At 71.3% G+C, this 20,111-nt stretch carries 20 protein-coding genes; 11 read left to right on the top strand and 9 right to left on the bottom strand.

Features of this window, described 5'->3' with window-relative positions; all coding sequences use genetic code 11:
- Positions 1-137 precede the first annotated feature (137 nt).
- Both BLW86_RS10850 and BLW86_RS10845 read left to right on the top strand, forming a co-directional pair.
- A complete protein-coding gene (locus tag BLW86_RS10850; protein ID WP_093873853.1) occupies positions 138-1,301 on the top strand; it encodes a polyamine ABC transporter substrate-binding protein in 1,164 nt (387 codons plus the stop codon).
- 78 nt (positions 1,302-1,379) lie between these two features.
- Positions 1,380-1,916 carry a hypothetical protein gene (locus BLW86_RS10845; RefSeq protein WP_093873852.1) on the top strand — a complete coding sequence of 179 codons (537 nt, stop codon included), beginning with the start codon at positions 1,380-1,382 and terminating at the stop codon, positions 1,914-1,916.
- Here the strand turns inward: BLW86_RS10845 and BLW86_RS10840 are convergent.
- The 6 genes from BLW86_RS10840 to BLW86_RS10815 form a co-directional block, all read right to left on the bottom strand.
- Positions 1,898-3,058: a serine hydrolase domain-containing protein gene (locus BLW86_RS10840; RefSeq protein ID WP_093873851.1), complete on the bottom strand. Its 1,161-nt coding sequence runs from the start codon at positions 3,056-3,058 to the stop codon at positions 1,898-1,900. The genes BLW86_RS10845 and BLW86_RS10840 overlap by 19 nt on opposite strands.
- 96 nt (positions 3,059-3,154) lie before the next feature.
- Positions 3,155-3,859, bottom strand: coding sequence for a response regulator (locus BLW86_RS10835; RefSeq protein ID WP_093873850.1), 705 nt, complete (start codon positions 3,857-3,859; stop codon positions 3,155-3,157).
- Complete coding sequence (locus BLW86_RS10830) at positions 3,856-5,010, bottom strand: sensor histidine kinase (protein WP_093873849.1); 1,155 nt, start codon at positions 5,008-5,010, stop codon at positions 3,856-3,858. The genes BLW86_RS10835 and BLW86_RS10830 overlap by 4 nt, the downstream gene beginning before the upstream one ends.
- Positions 5,010-5,795 (bottom strand): SAM-dependent methyltransferase, encoded by a 786-nt coding sequence (locus BLW86_RS10825; protein WP_093873848.1) that lies wholly within the window; start codon positions 5,793-5,795, stop codon positions 5,010-5,012. The genes BLW86_RS10830 and BLW86_RS10825 overlap by 1 nt, the downstream gene beginning before the upstream one ends.
- Positions 5,792-6,481: a glycerophosphodiester phosphodiesterase gene (locus BLW86_RS10820; RefSeq protein ID WP_093873847.1), complete on the bottom strand. Its 690-nt coding sequence runs from the start codon at positions 6,479-6,481 to the stop codon at positions 5,792-5,794. The genes BLW86_RS10825 and BLW86_RS10820 overlap by 4 nt, the downstream gene beginning before the upstream one ends.
- A gap of 19 nt (positions 6,482-6,500) precedes the next feature.
- On the bottom strand, positions 6,501-7,532 hold the full coding sequence (locus tag BLW86_RS10815; protein WP_093873846.1) for an adenosine deaminase: 1,032 nt from the start codon (positions 7,530-7,532) through the stop codon (positions 6,501-6,503).
- A 75-nt stretch (positions 7,533-7,607) separates the two neighbouring features.
- Here BLW86_RS10815 and BLW86_RS10810 point away from each other — a divergent pair, with 75 nt between their 5' ends.
- The gene (locus tag BLW86_RS10810; RefSeq protein ID WP_093873845.1) at positions 7,608-8,276 is read left to right on the top strand and encodes a DUF4190 domain-containing protein; all 669 of its coding nucleotides are present in this window, start codon (positions 7,608-7,610) and stop codon (positions 8,274-8,276) included.
- Positions 8,277-8,337: 61 nt separating this feature from the next.
- Here BLW86_RS10810 and BLW86_RS10805 read toward each other — a convergent pair whose 3' ends face one another.
- Positions 8,338-8,886, bottom strand: a complete 549-nt coding sequence (locus BLW86_RS10805) for an NADAR family protein (RefSeq protein WP_093873844.1) — start codon at positions 8,884-8,886, stop codon at positions 8,338-8,340.
- Between the two features lie 175 nt (positions 8,887-9,061).
- On the opposite strand from BLW86_RS10805, the gene BLW86_RS10800 reads away from it, so the two are divergent.
- The 8 genes from BLW86_RS10800 (at position 9,062) to BLW86_RS10765 (ending at position 18,755) form a co-directional block, all read left to right on the top strand.
- Positions 9,062-10,576: a gamma-aminobutyraldehyde dehydrogenase gene (locus BLW86_RS10800; protein ID WP_093873843.1), complete on the top strand. Its 1,515-nt coding sequence runs from the start codon at positions 9,062-9,064 to the stop codon at positions 10,574-10,576.
- A gap of 49 nt (positions 10,577-10,625) precedes the next feature.
- A complete protein-coding gene (locus BLW86_RS10795; RefSeq protein ID WP_093873842.1) occupies positions 10,626-11,873 on the top strand; it encodes an ABC transporter substrate-binding protein in 1,248 nt (415 codons plus the stop codon).
- 43 nt (positions 11,874-11,916) lie between these two features.
- A complete protein-coding gene (locus BLW86_RS10790) occupies positions 11,917-13,086 on the top strand; it encodes an ABC transporter ATP-binding protein (protein WP_093873841.1) in 1,170 nt (389 codons plus the stop codon).
- A complete protein-coding gene (locus BLW86_RS10785; RefSeq protein WP_093873840.1) occupies positions 13,083-14,012 on the top strand; it encodes an ABC transporter permease in 930 nt (309 codons plus the stop codon). The genes BLW86_RS10790 and BLW86_RS10785 overlap by 4 nt, the downstream gene beginning before the upstream one ends.
- Positions 14,012-14,806 (top strand): ABC transporter permease, encoded by a 795-nt coding sequence (locus BLW86_RS10780; protein WP_093873839.1) that lies wholly within the window; start codon positions 14,012-14,014, stop codon positions 14,804-14,806. Before BLW86_RS10785 ends, BLW86_RS10780 begins: the two co-directional genes overlap by 1 nt.
- A 37-nt stretch (positions 14,807-14,843) precedes the next feature.
- On the top strand, positions 14,844-16,262 hold the full coding sequence (locus tag BLW86_RS10775) for an NAD(P)/FAD-dependent oxidoreductase (protein ID WP_093873838.1): 1,419 nt from the start codon (positions 14,844-14,846) through the stop codon (positions 16,260-16,262).
- A 113-nt stretch (positions 16,263-16,375) separates the two neighbouring features.
- The gene (locus tag BLW86_RS10770) at positions 16,376-16,855 is read left to right on the top strand and encodes a hypothetical protein (protein ID WP_093878608.1); all 480 of its coding nucleotides are present in this window, start codon (positions 16,376-16,378) and stop codon (positions 16,853-16,855) included.
- A gap of 97 nt (positions 16,856-16,952) precedes the next feature.
- Entirely contained in the window at positions 16,953-18,755 is a 1,803-nt protein-coding gene (locus BLW86_RS10765; protein ID WP_093873837.1) for a chitinase, read from the top strand.
- On the opposite strand, the gene BLW86_RS41970 is transcribed toward BLW86_RS10765, so the two are convergent.
- The gene (locus BLW86_RS41970) at positions 18,752-19,276 is read right to left on the bottom strand and encodes a hypothetical protein (protein WP_177181625.1); all 525 of its coding nucleotides are present in this window, start codon (positions 19,274-19,276) and stop codon (positions 18,752-18,754) included. The genes BLW86_RS10765 and BLW86_RS41970 overlap by 4 nt on opposite strands.
- Entirely contained in the window at positions 19,219-20,037 is an 819-nt protein-coding gene (locus BLW86_RS43090) for a phosphatase PAP2 family protein (RefSeq protein ID WP_256341279.1), read from the bottom strand. Before BLW86_RS43090 ends, BLW86_RS41970 begins: the two co-directional genes overlap by 58 nt.
- Between the last annotated feature and the right edge of the window lie 74 nt (positions 20,038-20,111).

The following is a 20,111-nucleotide window of genomic DNA, read 5'->3' as shown; positions in this document are numbered from 1 at the left end:
CCCGAACTCCCGCGCGGCCCCGACACCTTGATCGACAGGGTGTCGGGGCCGCGCGCCGTTGCTTGACGGACCGTCCATTGCCGCAGGTCGCGGCGGGCCGGGATGCTGCTCGGGTGAGAGCGACAGCCAGGAAACACATGTCCCGCCGGTCCCTGCTGCGCGGCATCGGCGGTGCCGGTGCCGGGGCCCTGCTCGCCGGCTGCGGGGTCCCGGGCGCCTACGTCGAGGAGGGCGACCGGGCCGGCCGGGACCTCTCGGCGCGCGACCGGACGCTCGACTTCGCCAACTGGCCGCTGTACATCGACACCGATGACGACGACGCGTCGAAGCGGCCGACCCTCGACGCCTTCCGGAAGCGGACCGGGATCTCCGTGCGGTACACCGAGGAGATCAACGACAACGACGAGTTCTTCGGCAAGATCAGCCCGTCCCTGATGAACCACCAGGAGACCGGGCGCGACCTGATCGTCGTCAGCGACTGGATGGCCGCCCGCTTCGTCCGCCTCGGCTGGGTCCAGGAGATGGACCGCGCCGCCCAGCCGAACGTCGCGCGCCACATCGACCCGCAGCTGGACTCGCCCGCCTTCGACCCCGGCCGGCTGCACAGCGTGCCCTGGCAGTCCGGGATCACCGGCATCGCGTACAACCGGAAGAAGCTCGGCCGGGAACTGCGCTCCACCCGGGAACTGTGGGCCGACGACCTGCGCGGCAAGGTCACCCTGCTGTCCGGGCTCGACGAGTCCTTCGCCCTGCTCATGCTGGGCGAGGGCGTCGACGTGACGCGGTGGACCGGCGACGACTTCCACGCCCTGTGCGAGCGGATCGAGGGGCTCGTCCGGACGAAGCACATCCGGCGCTTCACCGGGAACGACTACATCAAGGACCTGTCCACCGGCGACGTCCTCGCCTGCCAGGCGTACTCCGGCGACGTCATCCAGCTCCAGGCCGACAACCCGGACATCGAGTTCGTCGTCCCCGAGGAGGGCGCCGAACTGTGGGCCGAGTCCCTCATGGTGCCCAACCTCGCCCGGCACAAGGCCAACGCCGAGAAGCTCGTCGACTACTACTACGAGCCCGAGGTCGCCGCCGAACTCGCCGCCTGGGTCAACTACGTCTGTCCGGTGCCGGCCGCGCAGGACGTCCTCGCGGACTCCGGCGACGAGGAGCTCGTGGCGCTCGCCGAGGACCCGCTGATCTTCCCGGACGCCGACATGCGCGGCCGGCTCGCCATCGCCCGGGACATCACCACCGAGGAGCGCCAGGAGTTCGCGAAGCGGTGGAACTCGATCGTCGGGCTGTGAGACCCCTCCTCTTGAACGCGCTCAAAAAGCACCGCCCCTGACTTCTGAACGCGTTCAAGAAGGGCGTACGCTGGCCCCATGAGCGACACGAACGGGCCGAGAGCCCTTCTCACGCGCATCCGCGTCTGGCTGATCGTCTTCGTCGTCTGTCTGGTCCTGAGCGGGGCCACCGCCTTCCCGCTCGTGACCGAACTCCGGTTCCTCGACTCCGCCCTGGTCGGCTGGGCCTCGCCCGTGGCCGACCTCTTCCCCGGCCTCGCCGAGTGGATCCACCGGGTGCGGGAGGGGGTCGCCGCCGCCGACGGGCAGGCCCCGTACCTGCTCTACGGCACCGACTGGCTCGCCTTCGCCCACCTCGTCATCGCGGTCGCCTTCTACGGCGCCTACCGCGACCCCGTCCGCAACGTCTGGGTCGTCGAGTTCGGCATGATCGCCTGCGTCGGCATCATCCCCCTGGCCCTGATCTGCGGACCGATCCGGGACATCCCCTTCTGGTGGTCGGTCATCGACATGTCCTTCGGCGTCATCGGCATCCTGCCGCTGCTCCACGTACGCCGGATGATCAAGCGGCTCGAAGTCGTCGAGCCGCAGGCCGTTCAGTCGGGCAGGCCGTAGGCCGCCACCATCAGGCGCAGGGCCGTCGGGTTCATGTCCTGGCCCTTGGCGTCGGTGGAGTTGACGCTGTAGACGAGCGTGCGGGCGCCGTCGCGGGTCGAGGCGATGGCCGTGTTGTAGCCCCAGCGGCCACCCGTCTTGCCCCACACCTCCCGGCCGCCGAGCCGCTTCATCGACAGGCCGACGGAGTACGCGGCCGGATCGCCGCTCTTGAGGTCGGGGACCTCCGGCAGCGTGAACATCTCCTCCAGGAGCGGACCGCGCACCACACCGCCCGCGAACAGGACACGGGTGAAGCGCTCCAGGTCCGCGGTGGTCGAGACGAGGTCCCCGGCCGCCCAGCCGTCCGTCGTCCCCCACACCGAGACGTCACGCAGGCCCGTCGTGCCGTCGTCGAGCCGCATCGTCTGGTAGCCGTGGTTGTACGGGCCGGTGATCTCGGCCGCCTCGCCCGGGAAGTACGTGTCGCGCAGCCCGAGCGGGCGCAGGATCCGCCGCTCCACCTGGTGCTCGTACGAGTCGCCCGTGACCCGCTCCACGATCAGGGCGGCGATCGTGTACCCGATGTTCAGGTAGTGCTGCTTCGTGCCCGGCCGGAACTCGCGCGGCTTCGCCGTCGCCGAGCGGACCATCTCCTCCGGAGCGTGGACCGTGAAGCGGTTCGCGTACCACTCCTCGACCGTCTCGCCCGGCATGTCGGCGGCCGGGATGCCGTGGGTGTGGTTCAGGAGCTGACGCACGGTCACCCGGGCGTAGTGGCCGGGGATCAGGTCCGGGAGATACGCGCGGGCCGGCCGGTCCAGATCGATCCGGCCCTCCGCGGCCAGCTGGAGGACGGTCGCCGCCGTGAACACCTTCGTCACCGAACCGGCCCGGAAGCGGGCGGCCGGGTCCGCCGGGGCGTTCGTCTCCAGGTCGTGCACGCCCGCGCTGCCCTGCCAGGACCCCTCGGTGCCGCCGACCCGGACCAGCGCGGCCGTCGCGTCGGCGCGGGGGAGCCCCGCGACGACCGCCGACAGGTCGGGCGTCGAGGCCTGCGTCACCGACCGGGACGTGACGGCGAAGGCGGGGGTGAGCGCGGGCCCGGCGGCGACGCCCAGGACCAGGGCGGCGGCGAGCAGGGCGCGGGTGGACTTCCGCATGGTCAACTCCGGTGGTGTGAGCCGTTGTTCTCGATGGCTCCATCCTGCTGACCAGGGGCGATCGGCGGATCGCCCGCACCGGCGGTCTTCGGCGGGTCAGTTCCTCCCCGGCACGGGGGAGGGACCGGCGCCCGCGCCTCCCCCGGGCGGGGGAGAGCCCGCCGCGACCAGCCCCGTCTCGTACGCGCAGATCACCGCCTGGACGCGGTCCCGCAGCCCCAGCTTGGCCAGCACGTTGCCCACGTGCGTCTTCACCGTGTGGTCGCTGACCACCAGCTCCGCCGCGATCTCCGCGTTCGACAGGCCCCGGGCGAGCAGCAGCAGGGTCTCCCGCTCCCGCCCGGTGAGGGCGTCGAGCCGGGGATCGGTCCTGCGCGGCCCGCCCGCCGTGTACTGCTCCACGAGCCGCCGCGCCACGGACGGCGCGAGCAGCGAGTCGCCCGCCGCCACCACCCGTACGGCGTGCACGAGGTCGTCCCGCCGCACGTCCTTGAGGAGGAAACCGCTCGCGCCCGCGTGCAGCGCCTCGTACACGTACGCGTCGGTGTCGAAGGTCGTCAGCATCACCGTCCGGCAGCCGGACTCCGCGCTGATCGCCCGGCAGGCCTCGATGCCGTCCGTCCGGGGCATCCGGATGTCGAGCAGCGCCACGTCCGGCGCGAGCCGCCGCACCGCCTCGACGGCCTCCGCCCCGTCCCCGGCCTCCGCCACCACCTCGATGTCCGGCTGCGCGTCCAGGATCATCGCGAAGCCGCTGCGCACCAGTTCCTGGTCGTCCGCGACCACCACCCGGATCGTCATGTCCCCACCTCCGTACACGGCACGGGCAGCAGGGCCCGCACCTCGAACCCCCGGCCGCCCGGACCCGGGCCCGTCTCCGCCGTCCCGCCGTGCGCGGCGGCCCGCTCCCGGATGCCCACCAGACCGTGCCCGCCCGGACCGCCCTGCGGGCCGCGCCCATCGTCGGTCACCGTGACCCGCAGGACGCCGTCGGCGTGGGCGAGCCGGACGTCGACCGTGCGGGCCCGCGCGTGCTTGACCACGTTCGTCAGCGCCTCCTGCACGATCCGGTAGACGCTCGCCCCGGTCGCCGCGGGCAGCGCCCGCACCCCGCCCTCCGTCGCGTACCCGACGGTCAGACCACCCGCCCGCACCCGCTCCAGGAGACCGGGAAGGTCCGCCAGGTCCGGCTGCGGCTCCCGCGGAGCCACCGTCTCACCGCCCTCGCGCAGCAGCCCCAGCATCTGCCGCAGCTGGACCATCGCCTCCCGGCCCGTCTCCGAGATCGCCTCGAACGCGGCCTCCGCGCGCTCCGGCGCGGCCCGCACCGCGACCGGGCCGGCCTCCGCCTGAACCACCATCAGGCTCACCGCGTGCGACAGGACGTCGTGCATCTCCCGCGCGATCCTGGCCCGTTCCCGCGCCGCCGCCCGCTCGGCCTCCACCCGCTGCGCCCGCTGCCGGGCGTCGGTGAGCCGTCCGAAGACATAGGCGGCGCCGAACACGAAGAGCGAGAAGGTGAGTTCGCGCGCCGACTGGGTGTTGAGCCACACCGAGACCGGCACCGCGACCACGATGAGCCCCGCCGTCGCGAGCCGCTTCCACCCCGGCGACAGCGCGGCGATCGTGTAGACGCCGACGAGCCCGGTGTACGGCAGCGGCTGCCCGGGGCCCTCAAGGGCCAGCTTGTACAGCGCGCTCGCCGCCAGGATCGCGAGCAGCACGGTGAGCGGCGCGCGCCGCCGCCAGACCAGCGGCACCACGGTCAGCGTCGTCAGCCCGTACGCCGGCCAGGTCGCCGGTTCGAGATCGGGCCCGCGCGGCACCACGAACGGCATCGTCATCGCCGCCTGCACCAGCAGCGCGATCCCGGTGTCCACCGCCCACGGGTTCGCCGCGCCCCAGGTCCGCGCCCGCTCCCACCCGCCGCGTACGTCCCCCCGTATGCCCATTACGGCTTGCGGCCCACCGCGCCGAACTGCGCCACCACGTGCGCCTCCTCGGAGGAGGGCCGCCAGCGCGAGCAGGAGACGATGCCCGGCTCCAGGAGGTCGAGGCCCTCGAAGAAGGAGGCGAACTCCTGCCGGGTGCGGGCGGTGATCGGCGGGGTCGCGTTCTCGTTCCAGAAGGCCATGGCGGCCTTGTTGCCCTCGCCGCCGAGCTCCGGCTCAAGCGTCGGATGGGTCATCACCAGATGGCTGCCGGAGGGCACGGCGGCCATCAGGGTCCGCACGATCGACCGGGCCTCGTCGGTGTCCAGGACGAAGTTGAGGATGCCGAGCATCATCACCGCGACCGGGCGGGACAGGTCCAGGGAACCGGCGGCCGCCGCGACGATCCGCTCCGGGTCGTGGGCGTCGGCGTCCACGTACTCGGTGACGCCCTCCGGGGCGCTGGTCAGGAGCGCGCGGGCGTGCGTCAGGACGATCGGGTCGTTGTCGACGTAGACGATCCGGGCGTCGGGGGCGATCCGCTGCGCCACCTCATGGGTGTTGTCCGCGGTCGGCAGGCCCGTACCGATGTCCAGGAACTGGCGGACGCCCGCCCCGGCGGCCAGATGGGTCACCGCCCGCCCGAGGAACGCCCGGTCCGCGCGCGCCACTTCGCCGATGCTCGGGTAGAAGCCGGTGACGGTGTCGCCGACCGCGCGGTCCACCGGGTAGTTGTCCTTGCCGCCCAGCCAGTAGTTCCACACCCGGGCGTTGTGGGCGATGTCGGTCCTGATCCGGTCGTTCACGCGCGAGCCTTTCGCAACAGGGCGGCGAGGGTGTCGACCCGATTCGTGGTGATCGCGTCGACCCCGGTCAAGATCAGCTTACGCATGGTGCGCGCGGTGTCCGCCGTCCAGGTCGAGACGAGCAGCCCGTCCCGGTGGACCCGCTCGGTCAGCTCCCGACTCACCAGACCGAAACGGTAGTTGAGCCACCGCGGCCGCACGGCGTCGAGCAGCACCGGCCGGGGCGGGGCGAGCGTGGTCCAGGTCAGGGCGATCTCGGCGGCCGGATCGGCGGCCCGCACCTGGAGCATGGCGACGGCGCCCGCGCAGTAGTAGACGCGCTCCCCGGCCCCGCACTCCCGGACCGTGCCGACGATCCGGCGGACCGAGTCCTCGTTCCCGCCCGGCAGGTCCAGCATCAGCCGGCGGTCCCCGGCGACGAGCAGCGCATCGCGGAGGGTCGGCACCTCGCCGCGCGTCAGCTCGCGCAGCCGCTCGTGCGTGAGGCCGGCGAGCGGCCGGTCGTGGCCCCACAGGCGCTTCAGGGTGTCGTCGTGGAGCAGGACGGGCACCCCGTCCTTCGTCAGCCGGACGTCGACCTCGACGGCGTCCGCCCCCCGCTCGATCGCCGAGGCGATCGAGGGGAGCGTGTTCTCACGGACGCGGTACGGGTCGCCGCGATGGCCTACGACAGTGACGGAGCGCATGGCCCCATTCTCGTCGCCGTCAGCGCGCCAGCCAGTCGTTCGTGTACGTGTCGATCTCGGCGGCGATCCGGGCCTTGCCGGCCGCGTCGAGGAACGAGGCCTCCACCGCGTTCTTGGCGAGGGCGGCGACACCGCGCTCGTCGAGGCCGAGGAGACGGGCGGCGACGGCGTACTCGTTGTTGAGGTCCGTGCCGAACATCGGCGGGTCGTCGCTGTTGATCGTGACGAGGACCCCGGCGTCGACGAACTGCCGGATCGGGTGCTCCTCCAGGGTGGCGACGGCCCGGGTCGCGATGTTCGACGTCGGGCAGACCTCCAGGGCGATGCGGTGCTCGGCGAGGTGTGCGAGCAGCGCGGGGTCCTGGGCGGAGCTGGTGCCGTGGCCGATGCGCTCGGCGCCCAGCTCGCGGATCGCGTCCCAGACGGTCTCCGGGCCGGTCGTCTCGCCGGCGTGCGGGACGGAGTGCAGGCCGGCCGCGCGGGCCAGGTCGAAGTACGGCTTGAACTGCGGGCGCGGCACGCCGATCTCCGGGCCGCCGAGACCGAAGGAGACCAGGCCCTCCGGGCGCAGCCCGTCGGTGGTGGCGAGCCGCGCGGTCTCCTCGGCGGAGACGAGGCCGGCCTCGCCGGGGATGTCGAAGCACCAGCGCAGGATCGTGCCGAACTCGGCCTCGGCGGACTTGCGGGCGTCCTCGATCGCCGCCATGAAGGCGCGCTCGTCGATGCCGCGGCGGGTGGAGGAGTACGGGGTGATGGTCAGCTCGGCGTAGCGGATGTTCTGCCGGGCCATGTCACGGGCGATCTCGAAGGTCAGCAGCCGGACGTCCTCGGGCGTGCGGACCAGGTCGACGACCGACAGGTAGACGTCGATGAAGTGCGCGAAGTCCGTGAAGGTGAAGTAGTCGGTGAGGGCCTCCGGGTCCGTGGGGACCTTGGAGTCCGGGTGCCGGGCGGCGAGCTCGGCGACGATCCGGGGCGAGGCGGAGCCGACGTGGTGGACGTGCAGCTCGGCTTTGGGAAGTCCCGCGATGAAGGGGTGGAGATCGGTCATCGGATCATCGTAGGCCGGGCTGATCCCTCGTAGGGGTGAGGCCGTAGCATGACGTGACCACGATGGGGGAGGCCCATGTCTGACAACCGAGACCAGTCGCGGGGCGGGTACGACCCGACGGACCCCTGGGCTCCGCCGAACCGCGACGGGGTGGAACTGAGCAAGCCGGCGACGCCGTCGCCCTCGCCGGTGCACGACCAGCCGACCATGACGTCCTTCCCGGCCGCGCCGGGAGGTCCCGCCGGGGACGTCCCGCCGCCCCCGGTCGCCCCCGGCGGCCCGGCGACCACGCCCGGGTACGGCTACCCGGCGGACACGTCCGGCGGCTACGGCTACCCGACGGCGGCCCCGACCCCGCCGACCACCTCGGGGTACGGCTACCCCGGCCATCCGGGATACGGCCAGCCCGGCTGGCAGCAGTCCCCGTCCAACGGCATGGGCACGACGGCGATGGTGCTCGGCATCATCGCGGTCGCGGGTTTCTGCATGTACGGACTGGGGGTGATCCTCGGCATCCTGGCGCTGATCTTCGGCATCATCGGCATGAAGAAGGCGGCCCGGGGCGAGGCGACCAACCGGGGCATGGCGCTGGCCGGCGTCATCCTCGGCTCGATCGGCATCCTGGTCAGCGCCGTCTTCCTGGGCTTCATGATCTGGGCGATCTCCCAGGACTCCTCGTCCTTCGACGACTCGTACGACGAGGACCCGTTCGCGTCGAGCCTGCAGATCGAGAGGGGCGACTGACGCCCCGTACGCGCGTGTGGGCCCCGCACCTCCCGAGGAGGCGCGGGGCCCTTGCGCGTGGTCAGGCGGCGCGCAGCCGCTCCCGCGCCTCCATCAGGGCGAAGCCCAGCAGGTTGAGGCCGCGCCAGCGGGCCGGGTCGTGGGCGCGGGGGTCGTCGGCGGCGAGCCCGATGCCCCAGACGCGGTCCGGCGGGCTGGCCTCCACCAGGACGCGCTCGCCGGTGCCGACCAGGTACGCGCGCAGGGCCTCGTCCGAGGAGAACTTGTGGACGCTGCCCTCCACGACGATCCCGAAGCGCTCCCGCTCCCAGACGGCGTCGTCGAAGCCGCGCACCAGCCGGCCCGCCTTCTTGGCCTCCGCCGGGGTACGGGCGGTCAGCGCGGCCCGCTCGGCGTCCGCGTCCTGGAAGAGGCGGGCCTTGGCGGCCATCATCCAGTGCTCGGCGGTCGCGTAGGCCACGCCGTCGACCACGAACGGGGCCGGCCACCACTGGCTCAGGCAGCTCGCCGACAGGCGCCCGTCGGGGTGCGGACGGTGTCCCCAGAAGTGCAGCCACTTCACTCGGTCACCCCTCGTGACCTGCTGCGTCAGCTCTTCGATCTTGGTCATACATGCGAGTCTGGCATCCGCCACGGACACTCCGTACGGAGATTTTCCGGCCCTCTCGACACATGGTCGACCGATTCCGTCGCGTAACCAAAAGGCAACAACGGAATCACTTGTTGGGTGGTCGTCCCTCTGTCAGGATCGGCACTCAATTCGAGCTGGGACAACGGAGAGCGTCATGACCAACCGCTTCCAGGTGACGGACCGCTTCGCGGACGGCGCGCAGTACATCGGCGGAAGGCTCCGCGCCGGAACCTCAGGTCAGGAACACAGCGTGATCGACCCGGCGACGGGCGAGAGCGTCTACACGTACGCCCTCGCCTCCACCGCCGACGTGGACGAGGCCGTCGCCGCCGCCAAGGCCGCCTTCCCGGGCTGGGCGGGAGCCACCCCGGGCGAGCGCTCCGACGCGCTGCACCGCCTCGCCGGCGTCCTCGCCGAGTGGGCGGAGGACATCGCCCGGGTCGAGTCCCTCCAGTGCGGCAAGCCGCTCAAGCTCACCACCGAGTTCGACGTGCCGGGCACGATCGACAACACCGCCTTCTTCGCGGGGGCCGCCCGCCACCTCCAGGGCCAGTCGGCCGCCGAGTACACCGGCGACCACACCTCGTACATCCGGCGCGAGCCGATCGGCGTCGTCGGCTCCATCGCCCCCTGGAACTACCCGCTCCAGATGGCCGCCTGGAAGGTCCTCCCGGCGATCGCCGCCGGCAACACGATCGTCCTGAAGCCCGCCGAGCTCACCCCGCTGACCTCGCTGATGTTCGCGCAGGCGGCGAAGGAGGCCGGCATCCCCGACGGCGTGATCAACATCGTCAGCGGCTCCGGGCGGGTCGTCGGCGAGCACCTCGTCGGCCACCCCGACGTCGTCATGACCTCCTTCACCGGCTCCACCCCGGTCGGCAAGCGGGTCGCCGAGGTCGCCACCGCCACCGTGAAGCGGCTCCACCTCGAACTCGGCGGCAAGGCCCCGTTCCTCGTCTTCGACGACGCCGACCTGGAGGCCGCCGCCCACGGCGCCGTCGCCGCCTCCCTCATCAACAGCGGCCAGGACTGCACCGCCGCCACGCGCGCGTACGTCCAGCGCCCGCTCTTCGACGCCTTCGTCGCCCGGGTCGCCGAGCTCATGGAGACCGTCGTCGTCGGCGACCCCTTCGCGCCGGGCACCGACCTCGGCCCGCTCGTCAGCCACCGCCACCGCGACAGCGTCGCCGGCTTCGTCGAGCGCGCCCGCGGCTACGCCACGGTCGTCACCGGAGGCGAAGCCCCTGGTGGAGAGCTCAAGAACGGCGCATACTACCGTCCCACCCTGATCACCGGCGCCGCGCAGGACAGCGAGGTCGTGCAGTCGGAGATCTTCGGTCCGGTCCTGGTGGCCCTGCCCTTCGACGGCGACGACGAGGGCATCCGGCTCGCCAACGACACCCCCTACGGCCTCGCCGCCTCCGCGTGGAGCCGTGACGTCTACCGGGCCAACCGTGCCACGCGGGAGATCAAGGCGGGATGTGTGTGGGTCAACGACCACATCCCGATCATCAGCGAGATGCCCCACGGCGGCACCAAGGCCTCCGGCTACGGAAAGGACATGTCGGCGTACTCCTTCGAGGAGTACACGCAGGTCAAGCACGTGATGTTCGACAACACCGCGGTGGCGGCCAAGGACTGGCACCGCACGATCTTCGGGGACCGATAGCAATCCGCCGCCCGACCAGCGGCCCACCCATCCCGAAAGGGCACAGCGCATGGAGCAGTACGAGCCCGACAGCCTGTCCGCCGCGCAGCTGGCGGCGATACGGCGCAGCATGACGAGCGGCCGGGGCGCCCTCAGCCGCCGTTCGATGCTGCGCGCGGGTGGCGTCGGCGCGCTCACGGTCGGCGGTCTCGCCGGCCTGAGCGCCTGTGGCATCCCGCCGGCCAAGCGGGAGGGCAACGGCCCCGCGTCCATCGACGCGTCGGCCAAGGAGAAGACCGTCGCCTTCTCCAACTGGACCGAGTACATGGACGTCAGCGAGGACGAGAAGTCCCGCCCGACCCTGGAGGCGTTCGCCAAGCGCACCGGGATCAAGGTCAAGTACACCGAGGACATCAATGACAACGTCGAGTTCTTCGGCAAGATCAAGCCGCAGCTCGCGGCCGGCCAGGACACCGGCCGCGACCTGATCTGCGTCACCGACTGGCTCGCCGCCCGCATCATCCGGCTCGGCTGGGCCCAGAAGCTCGACCCGGCCAACCTGCCCAACGCCTACGCGAACCTCTCCGCCCAGTTCCGCCGCCCCGACTGGGACCCGGGCCGGTCCTACTCGTACCCGTGGACGGGCATCTCGACCGTCATCGCGTACAACTCCAAGGCGACCGGCGGCAAGAAGGTCGACTCGGTCACCCAGCTCCTCGACGACCCCTCGCTCAAGGGCCGGGTCGGCTTCCTCACCGAGATGCGCGACTCCGTCGGCATGACCCTGCTCGACATGGGCAAGGACCCGGGGAACTTCACGGACGCCGACTACGACGCGGCGATCGGGCGCCTCCAGAAGGGCGTCGACAAGAAGCAGATCCGCCGCTTCACCGGCAACGACTACACCTCCGACCTGGACAAGGGCGACATCGCGGCCTGCCTCGCCTGGGCCGGAGACATCATCCAGCTCCAGGCGGACAACCCGGACATCAAGTACTCCATCCCGTCCGCCGGCTACATCACGTCCAGCGACAACCTGCTCGTCCCCGCGCAGGCCCGGCACAAGACGAACGCCGAGAAACTCATCGACTACTACTACGAGCTTCCCGTCGCCGCCCAGCTCGCCGCGTACATCAACTACGTCTGCCCCGTCGACGGGGTGAAGGACGAGCTCGCCAAGATCGACCCCGAGCTCGCGAACAACACGCTGATCCTCCCGGACAAGGCCATGGCCAAGAAGTCCCACGCCTTCCGCTCGCTCAGCAGCGCGGAGGAGACGGCGTACGAGGAGAAGTTCGCCAAGCTCATCGGCGCCTGAGTCCGGCCTCGTCCACCTCTCTCACTCCCTGGGACAGCAACCCATGACTGACAAGACTGTTCACACCGGAAAGAACACTGGCGGCGGCGACGTCCGTCTCACCGGGATCAGCAAGTCGTACGGCTCGTTCACCGCCGTCCACCCGCTCGACCTGACCGTCCCGCAGGGCTCCTTCTTCGCCCTGCTCGGCGCCTCCGGCTGCGGCAAGACCACCACCCTGCGCATGATCGCCGGCCTGGAGGACCCGACGACGGGCACCGTCTTCCTCGGCGACCAGGACGTCACCGACCTCCCGCCGTACAAGCGGCCGGTCAACACCGTCTTCCAGTCCTACGCGCTCTTCCCGCACATGGACATCTCCGAGAACATCGCCTTCGGCCTGCGCCGACGCGGCATCAAGTCCGTGAAGAAGCAGGTCGACGACATGCTGGAGCTCGTCCAGCTCGGCGACAAGGCCCGGCACAAGCCGCACCAGCTCTCCGGCGGCCAGCAGCAGCGCGTCGCCGTGGCCCGCGCGCTCATCAACCACCCCCAGGTCCTCCTCCTCGACGAGCCGCTCGGCGCCCTCGACCTCAAGCTGCGCCGCCAGATGCAGCTGGAGCTCAAGCGGATCCAGACCGAGGTCGGCATCACCTTCGTGCACGTCACCCACGACCAGGAGGAGGCCATGACGATGGCCGACCAGGTCGCGGTGATGAACGGCGGCCGGGTCGAGCAGCTCGGCGACCCCGCCGACCTGTACGAGAACCCGAGGACCACCTTCGTCGCCAACTTCCTCGGCACCTCGAACCTGATCGAGGCCGAGGTCGCCGAGACCGGCGCCGACGTGATCGTGACGGCCGGCGGCGGCAAGCTCCGTGTCCCCGGCGACCGCTGTACCTCGGCCGTCCGCCAGGGCGGCAAGGTGCTCGTGGGCGTCCGCCCCGAGAAGATCTCGCTCGCGCACGCCGACGACGCGGGGAAGATCGCCGAGGGCCGCAACCGGGTGACCGGCCGGATCGTCGACTCCTCCTTCATCGGCGTCTCCACCCAGTACGTGGTGAACTCACCGGCGGGCGCGGAGCTCCAGGTGTACGAGCAGAACATCGAGCGCGACACGCGGCTCGTCCCGGGGGCGGAGGTCGTCCTGCACTGGAACCCGGCCCACACCTTCGGCCTCGACGCGACGCAGGACATCGACGCGGGCGTGGAGACGGTGGAGGACGCCTCGTGACCGCCACCCTCGCGAAGGAGGCTCCCGGACCGGTCGAGGAACCGGTTCTGCGCAAGCCCTCCGCCCGCAAGCGGCTCGTCCCGTACTGGCTGCTGCTGCCCGGCATCATCTGGCTGCTCGTCTTCTTCGCGCTGCCGATGGTCTACCAGGCCTCGACCTCGGTGCAGACCGGCTCCCTGGAGAAGGGCTTCGAGGTCACCTGGCACTTCCAGACCTACTGGGACGCCTTCCAGGAGTACTGGCCGCAGTTCGTCCGCTCCCTGCTGTACGCCGGGACCGCGACCCTGCTCTGCCTGCTGCTCGGCTACCCGCTCGCCTACCTCATCGCCTTCAAGGCCGGCCGCTGGCGGAACCTGCTCCTCGTCCTCGTCATCGCGCCGTTCTTCACCAGCTTCCTCATCCGCACGCTCGCGTGGAAGACGATCCTGGCCGACGACAGCGTCGTGGTCGAGGCGCTGAACGCCCTGCACTTCCTGGACGTGACCAGCTGGCTGGGCTGGACCGAGGGCGACCGCGTCCTCGCCACCCCGATGGCGGTGGTCACCGGTCTCACGTACAACTTCCTGCCCTTCATGATCCTGCCCCTCTACACCTCCCTGGAGCGGATCGACGGCCGGCTGCACGAGGCCGCGCAGGACCTGTACGCCTCCCCGGCCACCACCTTCCGCAAGGTGACCTTCCCGCTGTCGATGCCCGGCGTCGTCTCCGGCACCCTGCTCACCTTCATCCCGGCGAGCGGCGACTACGTCAACGCCGAACTGCTCGGCTCGACCGACACCAAGATGGTCGGAAACGTCATCCAGTCGCAGTTCCTGCGGGTGCTCGACTACCCGACGGCCGCCGCGCTCTCCTTCATCCTCATGGCGATCGTGCTGGGCATGGTCACCGTGTACATCCGCCGCGCCGGAACGGAGGACCTGGTCTGATGCGCTGGATCCGCAAGAACCTGGTCGTCATCGCGGGCCTGCTGACGCTCGCGTACATGATCCTGCCGAACCTCGTCGTGATGGCGTTCTCCTTCAACAGGCCGAAGGGGCGCTTCAACTACTCCTGGCAGGAGTTCTCGCTCGACGCCTGGAAGGACCCCTGCGGCGTCGCCGACATGTGCGAGTCGCTCTCGCTCTCGCTCCAGCTCGCCGCCTGGGCGACGCTCGGAGCGGTCCTCCTCGGCACGATGATCGCCTTCGCGCTGGTCCGCTACCGCTTCCGGGCGCGCGGCGCGATCAACTCGCTGATCTTCCTGCCGATGGCGATGCCCGAGGTCGTCATGGCCGCCTCCCTGCTCACGCTCTTCCTCAACATGGGGATCGAGCTGGGCTTCTGGACGGTCCTGATCGCCCACATCATGTTCTGTCTGTCGTTCGTCGTGACGGCGGTCAAGGCCCGGGTCATGTCCATGGACCCGCGCCTGGAGGAGGCCGCGCGCGACCTCTACGCGGGACCCACGCAGACCTTCCTGCGGGTGACCCTGCCGATCGCCGCGCCCGGCATCGCGGCCGGCGCGCTGCTCGCCTTCGCGCTCTCGTTCGACGACTTCATCATCACCAACTTCAACGCGGGCTCCACCGTCACCTTCCCCATGTTCGTCTGGGGCTCGGCACAGCGCGGAACCCCCGTCCAGATCAACGTCATCGGCACCGCGATGTTCGTCCTCGCGGTACTGATGGTCATGGCCGGGCAGATCATCACGAACCGGCGCAAGAAGACAGCAACAGCCTGAGCGGAAGCCGTCTCAGGCACCGAAGGAGTTGGAAACCATGGCCCCAGTCGCCATGCGTCTCGCTGCACAATCTCTCTCCGACGCCCAGCCCGTCCCCTTCTGGCTGGAAGACCCCGGCAAGCCCGGAGCCCTGCCCGCCCTCACCGGCACCGAGAAGTGCGATCTCCTCGTGGTCGGCGGCGGATACAGCGGACTGTGGACCGCGCTCCTGGCCAAGGAACGCGACCCCTCCCGGGATGTCGTGCTGATCGAGGGCCGCGAGGTGGGCTGGGCCGCCTCGGGCCGCAACGGAGGCTTCTGCGCGGCCTCCCTCACCCACGGCTTCGGCAACGGGCTCGCCCGCTGGCCGGGCGAGCTGCCGAAGCTGGAGCGGATGGGCGAGCGGAACCTCGACGCCATCGAGGCGACCGTCGCCCGCTACGGGATCGACTGCGAGTTCGAGCGCACCGGCGAGATCGACGTCGCCACCGAGCCGTACCAGGTGGAGGAGCTCCACGAGTGGTACGAGGAGGCCGACCGGCTCGGTCTCGCCGAGGGCATGGAGTTCCTGGACCAAGGCGCCGTGCGGGCCGAGGTCGACTCGCCGACCTTCCTCGGCGGCCTGTGGGACAAGCGCGGCGTCGCCATGCTCCACCCCGCCAAACTGGCCTGGGGCCTGAAGCGGGCCTGCCTCGACCTGGGCGTCCGGATCTACGAGAACACCCCCGGTCTGCAACTGGTCGGGGTGGGCGCCGGCATGGGCGTCCGCACCCCGTACGGCAGGGTGGTCGCCCGCCGGGTCGCGCTCGGCACCAACGTCTTCCCCTCGCTGGTCCGGCGCGTGAGGGCCTACACCGTCCCGGTCTACGACTACGCCCTGATGACCGAGCCGCTCAGCCCCGAGCAGCTCGCCTCGGTCGGCTGGAAGAACCGGCAGGGCCTCGGCGACTCCGCGAACCAGTTCCACTACTTCCGGATCACCGCCGACCACCGCATCCTGTGGGGCGGCTACGACGCGGTCTACCCGTACGGCGGCAAGGTCAGCGCCGAGATGGACCACCGCCCGGAGACGTACCTCAAGCTCGCCGAGCACTTCTTCCGCTGCTTCCCGCAGCTGGAGGGGCTCCGCTTCAGCCACGCCTGGGGCGGCGCGATCGACACCTGCTCGCGCTTCTCGGCCTTCTTCGGCACGGCGCACCAGGGGAAGGTGGCGTACGCGGCCGGCTTCACCGGCCTCGGTGTCGGCGCCACCCGCTTCGGCGGGGACGTGATGCTCGACCTGCTCGCGGGGGAGCGCACCGAGCGCACCGACCTGGAGATGGTCCGCTCCAAGCCGCTGCCGTTCCCGCCCGAGCCGGTCGCCTGGGCCGGCATCGGCATCACCAAGTGGTCGCTCGCCCGCGCCGACGAGAACGGCGGGCGACGCAACCTGTGGCTGAAGGCCATGGACCGGCTCGGCCTCGGCTTCGACAGCTGAGACCCGATATGACGCAGGTCACTTTCGACTCGTAGGCGAAGCCGCGTAAGAGAAGCCCCCGTACCCGCTCTCTCCGTGTGGACACCGTGTCCACACGGAAGGAGATCGTCGCGATGACTGGTACGGGGGCTTCTGGCACCAAGGCCGCGGTGGAGTGGCTGGCCTCGGTCGCGCCGGATCCCGACGCCTGCCGCTGGGAGTGGGAGCGCAGCCCCCATGGGGTCGCGCTGCTGCCCGCCGGCAGGCGCTGGGACGTGCTGATCCTGCCGGGAGGGCTCGGCTGTCCCACCCTCGACGTGCTGACCCGGCTCGTGGACCGGCCCGGGCCGGTCCTGGCCGACTTCGGCGAGGCCCGGATGGGCTTCTTCGTCCCGCCGGGAACCGCCGCCCGCTGGCTAGGCACCGGCGTGCGCGGCGCGGGCTCCGGCACCTGGATCGTCGCCCCGCACCCCGGGCGGGTCGCCGGGCGGGTGCGCTGGCTGGTGGCACCGGACGGCCTGGGCACCCTCACCGACGCCTCCCTCCTGGAGCTGGCGATGCACGAGGCGGCGGGCCGACTGGCCAGGGGGGAGAGGGGGGAGGGCGGTTTCTGAGCGAAGTCCCGGACGGTGCAGAGGTCTTGACCACTCGATTGGTCTGGACCATGCTGTGGCGCACTCCACCTCGATTCCCCCACACCCGGAGGCAGTTGTGGACCGCACCAGACCCCTCACCCTGCTCCTCGCGGGCTCCCTCGCCGCCGGCGGGCTCCTCGCACTCACCCCCACGGCCCGGGCCGCCGACACCGAACTCGCCCGCAACGGCGGCTTCGAGGCGGGCCTCGACGGCTGGACCTGCACGGCGGGCAGCGGCGCCGTCGTCCCGTCACCCGTGCACGGCGGGACGAAGGCACTCCAGGCCACCCCGGCCGGCAGCGACAACGCCCGCTGCTCCCAGACCGTCACCGTCAAGCCCGGCTCCACCTACACCCTCAGCGGCTGGGTCCGCGGCAGCTACGTCTACCTGGGCGCCACCGGCACCGGCACCACCGACGTCTCCACCTGGACCGGCTCCGCCCCCGACTGGCAGAAGCTCACCACCACGTTCACCACCGGCGCCTCGACCACCTCGGTCACCCTCTACACCCACGGCTGGTACGGAACCCCCGCCTACCAGGCCGACGACCTCTCCCTGTACGGCCCCGGCGGCGACCCCGTCCAGCTCCCGGCCGCCCCCACCGGCCTCACCGCCGGCTCCCCGACCTCCACCTCCGTGCCCCTGAGCTGGACCGCGGTCCCCGGCGCCACCTCGTACCACGTCTACCAGGGCGCCACGAGGATCCAGACGGTCACCGGAACCACGGCCACCGCGACCGGACTCACGGCCTCCACCCCGTACACCTTCCAGGTCACCGCCGTGAACAGCGCCGGCGAGTCCCCGAAGTCGGCCGCCGTGACCGCGACCACGACCTCCGGCGGCGGCGGCGAGGGCGGCGGACTGCCCGCGCACGCCCTCGTCGGCTACCTCCACGCGAGCTTCGCCAACGGCTCCGGCTACACCCGCATGGCCGACGTCCCCGACTCCTGGGACGTCATCGACCTCGCCTTCGGCGAACCGACCTCGGTGACCTCCGGCGACATCCGCTTCAATCTCTGCCCGGCCGCGGAGTGCCCCGGCGTCGAGACGCCCGCCGAGTTCAAGGCGGCGATCAAGGCCAAGCAGGCCGCCGGCAAGAAGGTCCTCATCTCCATCGGCGGTCAGAACGGCCAGGTGCAGCTCGCCACCACCGCGGCCCGCGACACCTTCGTCTCCTCCGTCTCGAAGATCATCGACGAGTACGGCCTCGACGGCCTCGACATCGACTTCGAAGGCCACTCGCTCTCGCTCCAGACCGGCGACACCGACTTCCGGAACCCGACCAGCCCCGTCATCGTCAACCTGATCCAGGCGGTGAAGACGCTCAAGGCCAGGTACGGCCCCGGCTTCGTCCTCACCATGGCCCCCGAGACCTTCTTCGTCCAGCTCGGACACCAGTACTACGGCTCCGGCCCCTGGGGCGGCCAGGACCCGCGCGCCGGAGCCTACCTGCCGGTCATCCACGCCCTGCGCGACGACCTGACCCTGCTCCACGTCCAGGACTACAACTCGGGCTCCGTCATGGGCCTCGACGGTCAGTACCACTCGATGGGCGGCGCCGACTTCCACATCGCCATGACCGACATGCTGCTCACCGGCTTCCCGGTCGCCGGCAACGCCGACCGCTTCTTCCCGCCGCTCCGCCCCGAGCAGGTCGCCATCGGCCTCCCCGCCTCCACCCAGGCGGGCAACGGCCACACCGCCCCGGCCGAGGTGAACAAGGCCCTGGACTGCCTCACGAGGAAGACGAACTGCGGCACCTACCAGACCCACGGCACCTGGCCGGCCCTGCGCGGCCTGATGACCTGGTCGATCAACTGGGACCGGTACAACCAGTGGGCGTTCTCGAAGAACTTCGACGCGTACGGCTGGAGTTAGCCGAGGAGCTCGGTGAACAGCCGGGTCGCGGCCCGCGAGGGCCCCGGCCCGGACAGCTCGTCCAGGACCGCCCGCAGGTCCACCGGAACCGCCCGCACCCGCCCCGCCACGTGCCCGTCGAGCTCCCGCACCGAGACCCGCGGCCGGCCCGCCGAACGGTCACCCGGATGCACAAGGACACAGACGGGCGGCGCCCCACCGGCGCTCCGGCCCAGCGTCCGCGCGTACAGGAACGCCTGGTACAGATCCCCGGGGAGAGCTTCCTCGTCCCGTACAGCTTGTACTTCACATCCACCGGCAGCCGGACCGGCTCCCCGTCCCGCGTCGAGCAGTCGGCGCCACAGCAGACCGTCGGGGTCCGGACGGCGGGGGAGGGAGTCGGCGTCGGTCAGGTGGCCGCACTCCCGCTGGTGGTGGATCTTCCTGCCGTGGACCGGCAGGACGACCTCGCCGCCCGACGGGATCAGCTCGTAGGCCCGTCCTCCGACCGTGACGGCGTACCGCTGTGCGGTGTCCCCCATGTCCCCTCCCTCTGCCGTGGGTCCGGCGCGGCCCGACCGTATCGCGCGGCGAACACCGGCCAGCGCAGCAGGGGGAGACAGAGCGCGACCGAGGCCAGCACGTCCAGCGGCCAGTGGAAGCCCCGCAGGATCAGGCCGGTCCCCGTCAGTGCCGTCAGCGCGGCGGCGACGGGGATGAGGCGGTGCGAGACGAGGAAGGCCGCGCCGAAGTAGGCGACCGCCGCCGTGGCCGTGTGGCCCGAGGGGTAGTAGCCCTGGGCCCAGGGCTCCAGCGGGCCGGGACGCGCGGTCCACTCCTTCAGGGGAACCACCAGAAGGGGGACGGCGGCCATGGCGAGGCCCGCGTAGAGGGCGGCGGCGCGGCGGCCCCGCCACACCGCGTACGCCATGGCGCAGGCGAGGACCGGAAGGGCGAGCGTCATGTTGCCGAGATCGGAGGCGAGTTCGCTCAGAGGGCGGGGGACCGTGTCCACCAGGGACCGGGACACCCGCTCGTCGAGCCTGGCCAAGGGGCCGTGGACGAGCACCTGCCAGGTCACGACGGCGAGGGCGACGAGCGCCGAGAAGAGAGCCGGCCGCCCTGGAACAGGGGGGGTGGTTCCAGGGCGGCCGAGGGGATCGGGCTGCCGCGCGCCCCGGGGGGTGTGGGGCGGGCGGCCATCCGATCGGTGAGGAGTCCCGGAGCACGAGGCGCCGGCGGTGTGCTCGAAGGCACGGTGTGGGCGGGGCTGGGGAGGCTCCGCCCGGGGTGTTTCTCTCATCTGCAGAAACCGTACGTCACGGAGAGGGGGGCCGACAGCGGGAAACGCGTCCCGCCATCGGCCCCCCACAGAGT

Origin of the sequence: Streptomyces sp. TLI_105, assembly GCF_900105415.1 — a bacterium.
Classification (GTDB): domain Bacteria; phylum Actinomycetota; class Actinomycetes; order Streptomycetales; family Streptomycetaceae; genus Streptomyces.
This window is presented reverse-complemented; position numbering and strand designations above follow the sequence as displayed.

Bases quoted from the DNA above. Each gene is read 5' to 3' on its own strand.
- BLW86_RS10845 (WP_093873852.1), top strand. From the start codon at position 1,380: ATGAGCGACACGAACGGGCCGAGAGCCCTTCTCACGCGCATCCGCGTC.
- BLW86_RS10810 (WP_093873845.1), top strand. From the start codon at position 7,608: ATGTCTGACAACCGAGACCAGTCGCGGGGCGGGTACGACCCGACGGAC.
- BLW86_RS10780 (WP_093873839.1), top strand. From the start codon at position 14,012: ATGCGCTGGATCCGCAAGAACCTGGTCGTCATCGCGGGCCTGCTGACG.
- BLW86_RS43090 (WP_256341279.1), bottom strand. From the start codon at position 20,037: ATGAGAGAAACACCCCGGGCGGAGCCTCCCCAGCCCCGCCCACACCGT.
- BLW86_RS10835 (WP_093873850.1), bottom strand. From the start codon at position 3,859: ATGACGATCCGGGTGGTGGTCGCGGACGACCAGGAACTGGTGCGCAGC.
- BLW86_RS10820 (WP_093873847.1), bottom strand. From the start codon at position 6,481: ATGCGCTCCGTCACTGTCGTAGGCCATCGCGGCGACCCGTACCGCGTC.
- BLW86_RS10830 (WP_093873849.1), bottom strand. From the start codon at position 5,010: ATGGGCATACGGGGGGACGTACGCGGCGGGTGGGAGCGGGCGCGGACC.
- BLW86_RS10805 (WP_093873844.1), bottom strand. From the start codon at position 8,886: ATGACCAAGATCGAAGAGCTGACGCAGCAGGTCACGAGGGGTGACCGA.
- BLW86_RS10800 (WP_093873843.1), top strand. From the start codon at position 9,062: ATGACCAACCGCTTCCAGGTGACGGACCGCTTCGCGGACGGCGCGCAG.
- BLW86_RS10790 (WP_093873841.1), top strand. From the start codon at position 11,917: ATGACTGACAAGACTGTTCACACCGGAAAGAACACTGGCGGCGGCGAC.
- BLW86_RS10850 (WP_093873853.1), top strand. From the start codon at position 138: ATGTCCCGCCGGTCCCTGCTGCGCGGCATCGGCGGTGCCGGTGCCGGG.
- BLW86_RS10840 (WP_093873851.1), bottom strand. From the start codon at position 3,058: ATGCGGAAGTCCACCCGCGCCCTGCTCGCCGCCGCCCTGGTCCTGGGC.
- BLW86_RS10775 (WP_093873838.1), top strand. From the start codon at position 14,844: ATGGCCCCAGTCGCCATGCGTCTCGCTGCACAATCTCTCTCCGACGCC.
- BLW86_RS10770 (WP_093878608.1), top strand. From the start codon at position 16,376: ATGACTGGTACGGGGGCTTCTGGCACCAAGGCCGCGGTGGAGTGGCTG.
- BLW86_RS10815 (WP_093873846.1), bottom strand. From the start codon at position 7,532: ATGACCGATCTCCACCCCTTCATCGCGGGACTTCCCAAAGCCGAGCTG.
- BLW86_RS41970 (WP_177181625.1), bottom strand. From the start codon at position 19,276: ATGGGGGACACCGCACAGCGGTACGCCGTCACGGTCGGAGGACGGGCC.
- BLW86_RS10795 (WP_093873842.1), top strand. From the start codon at position 10,626: ATGGAGCAGTACGAGCCCGACAGCCTGTCCGCCGCGCAGCTGGCGGCG.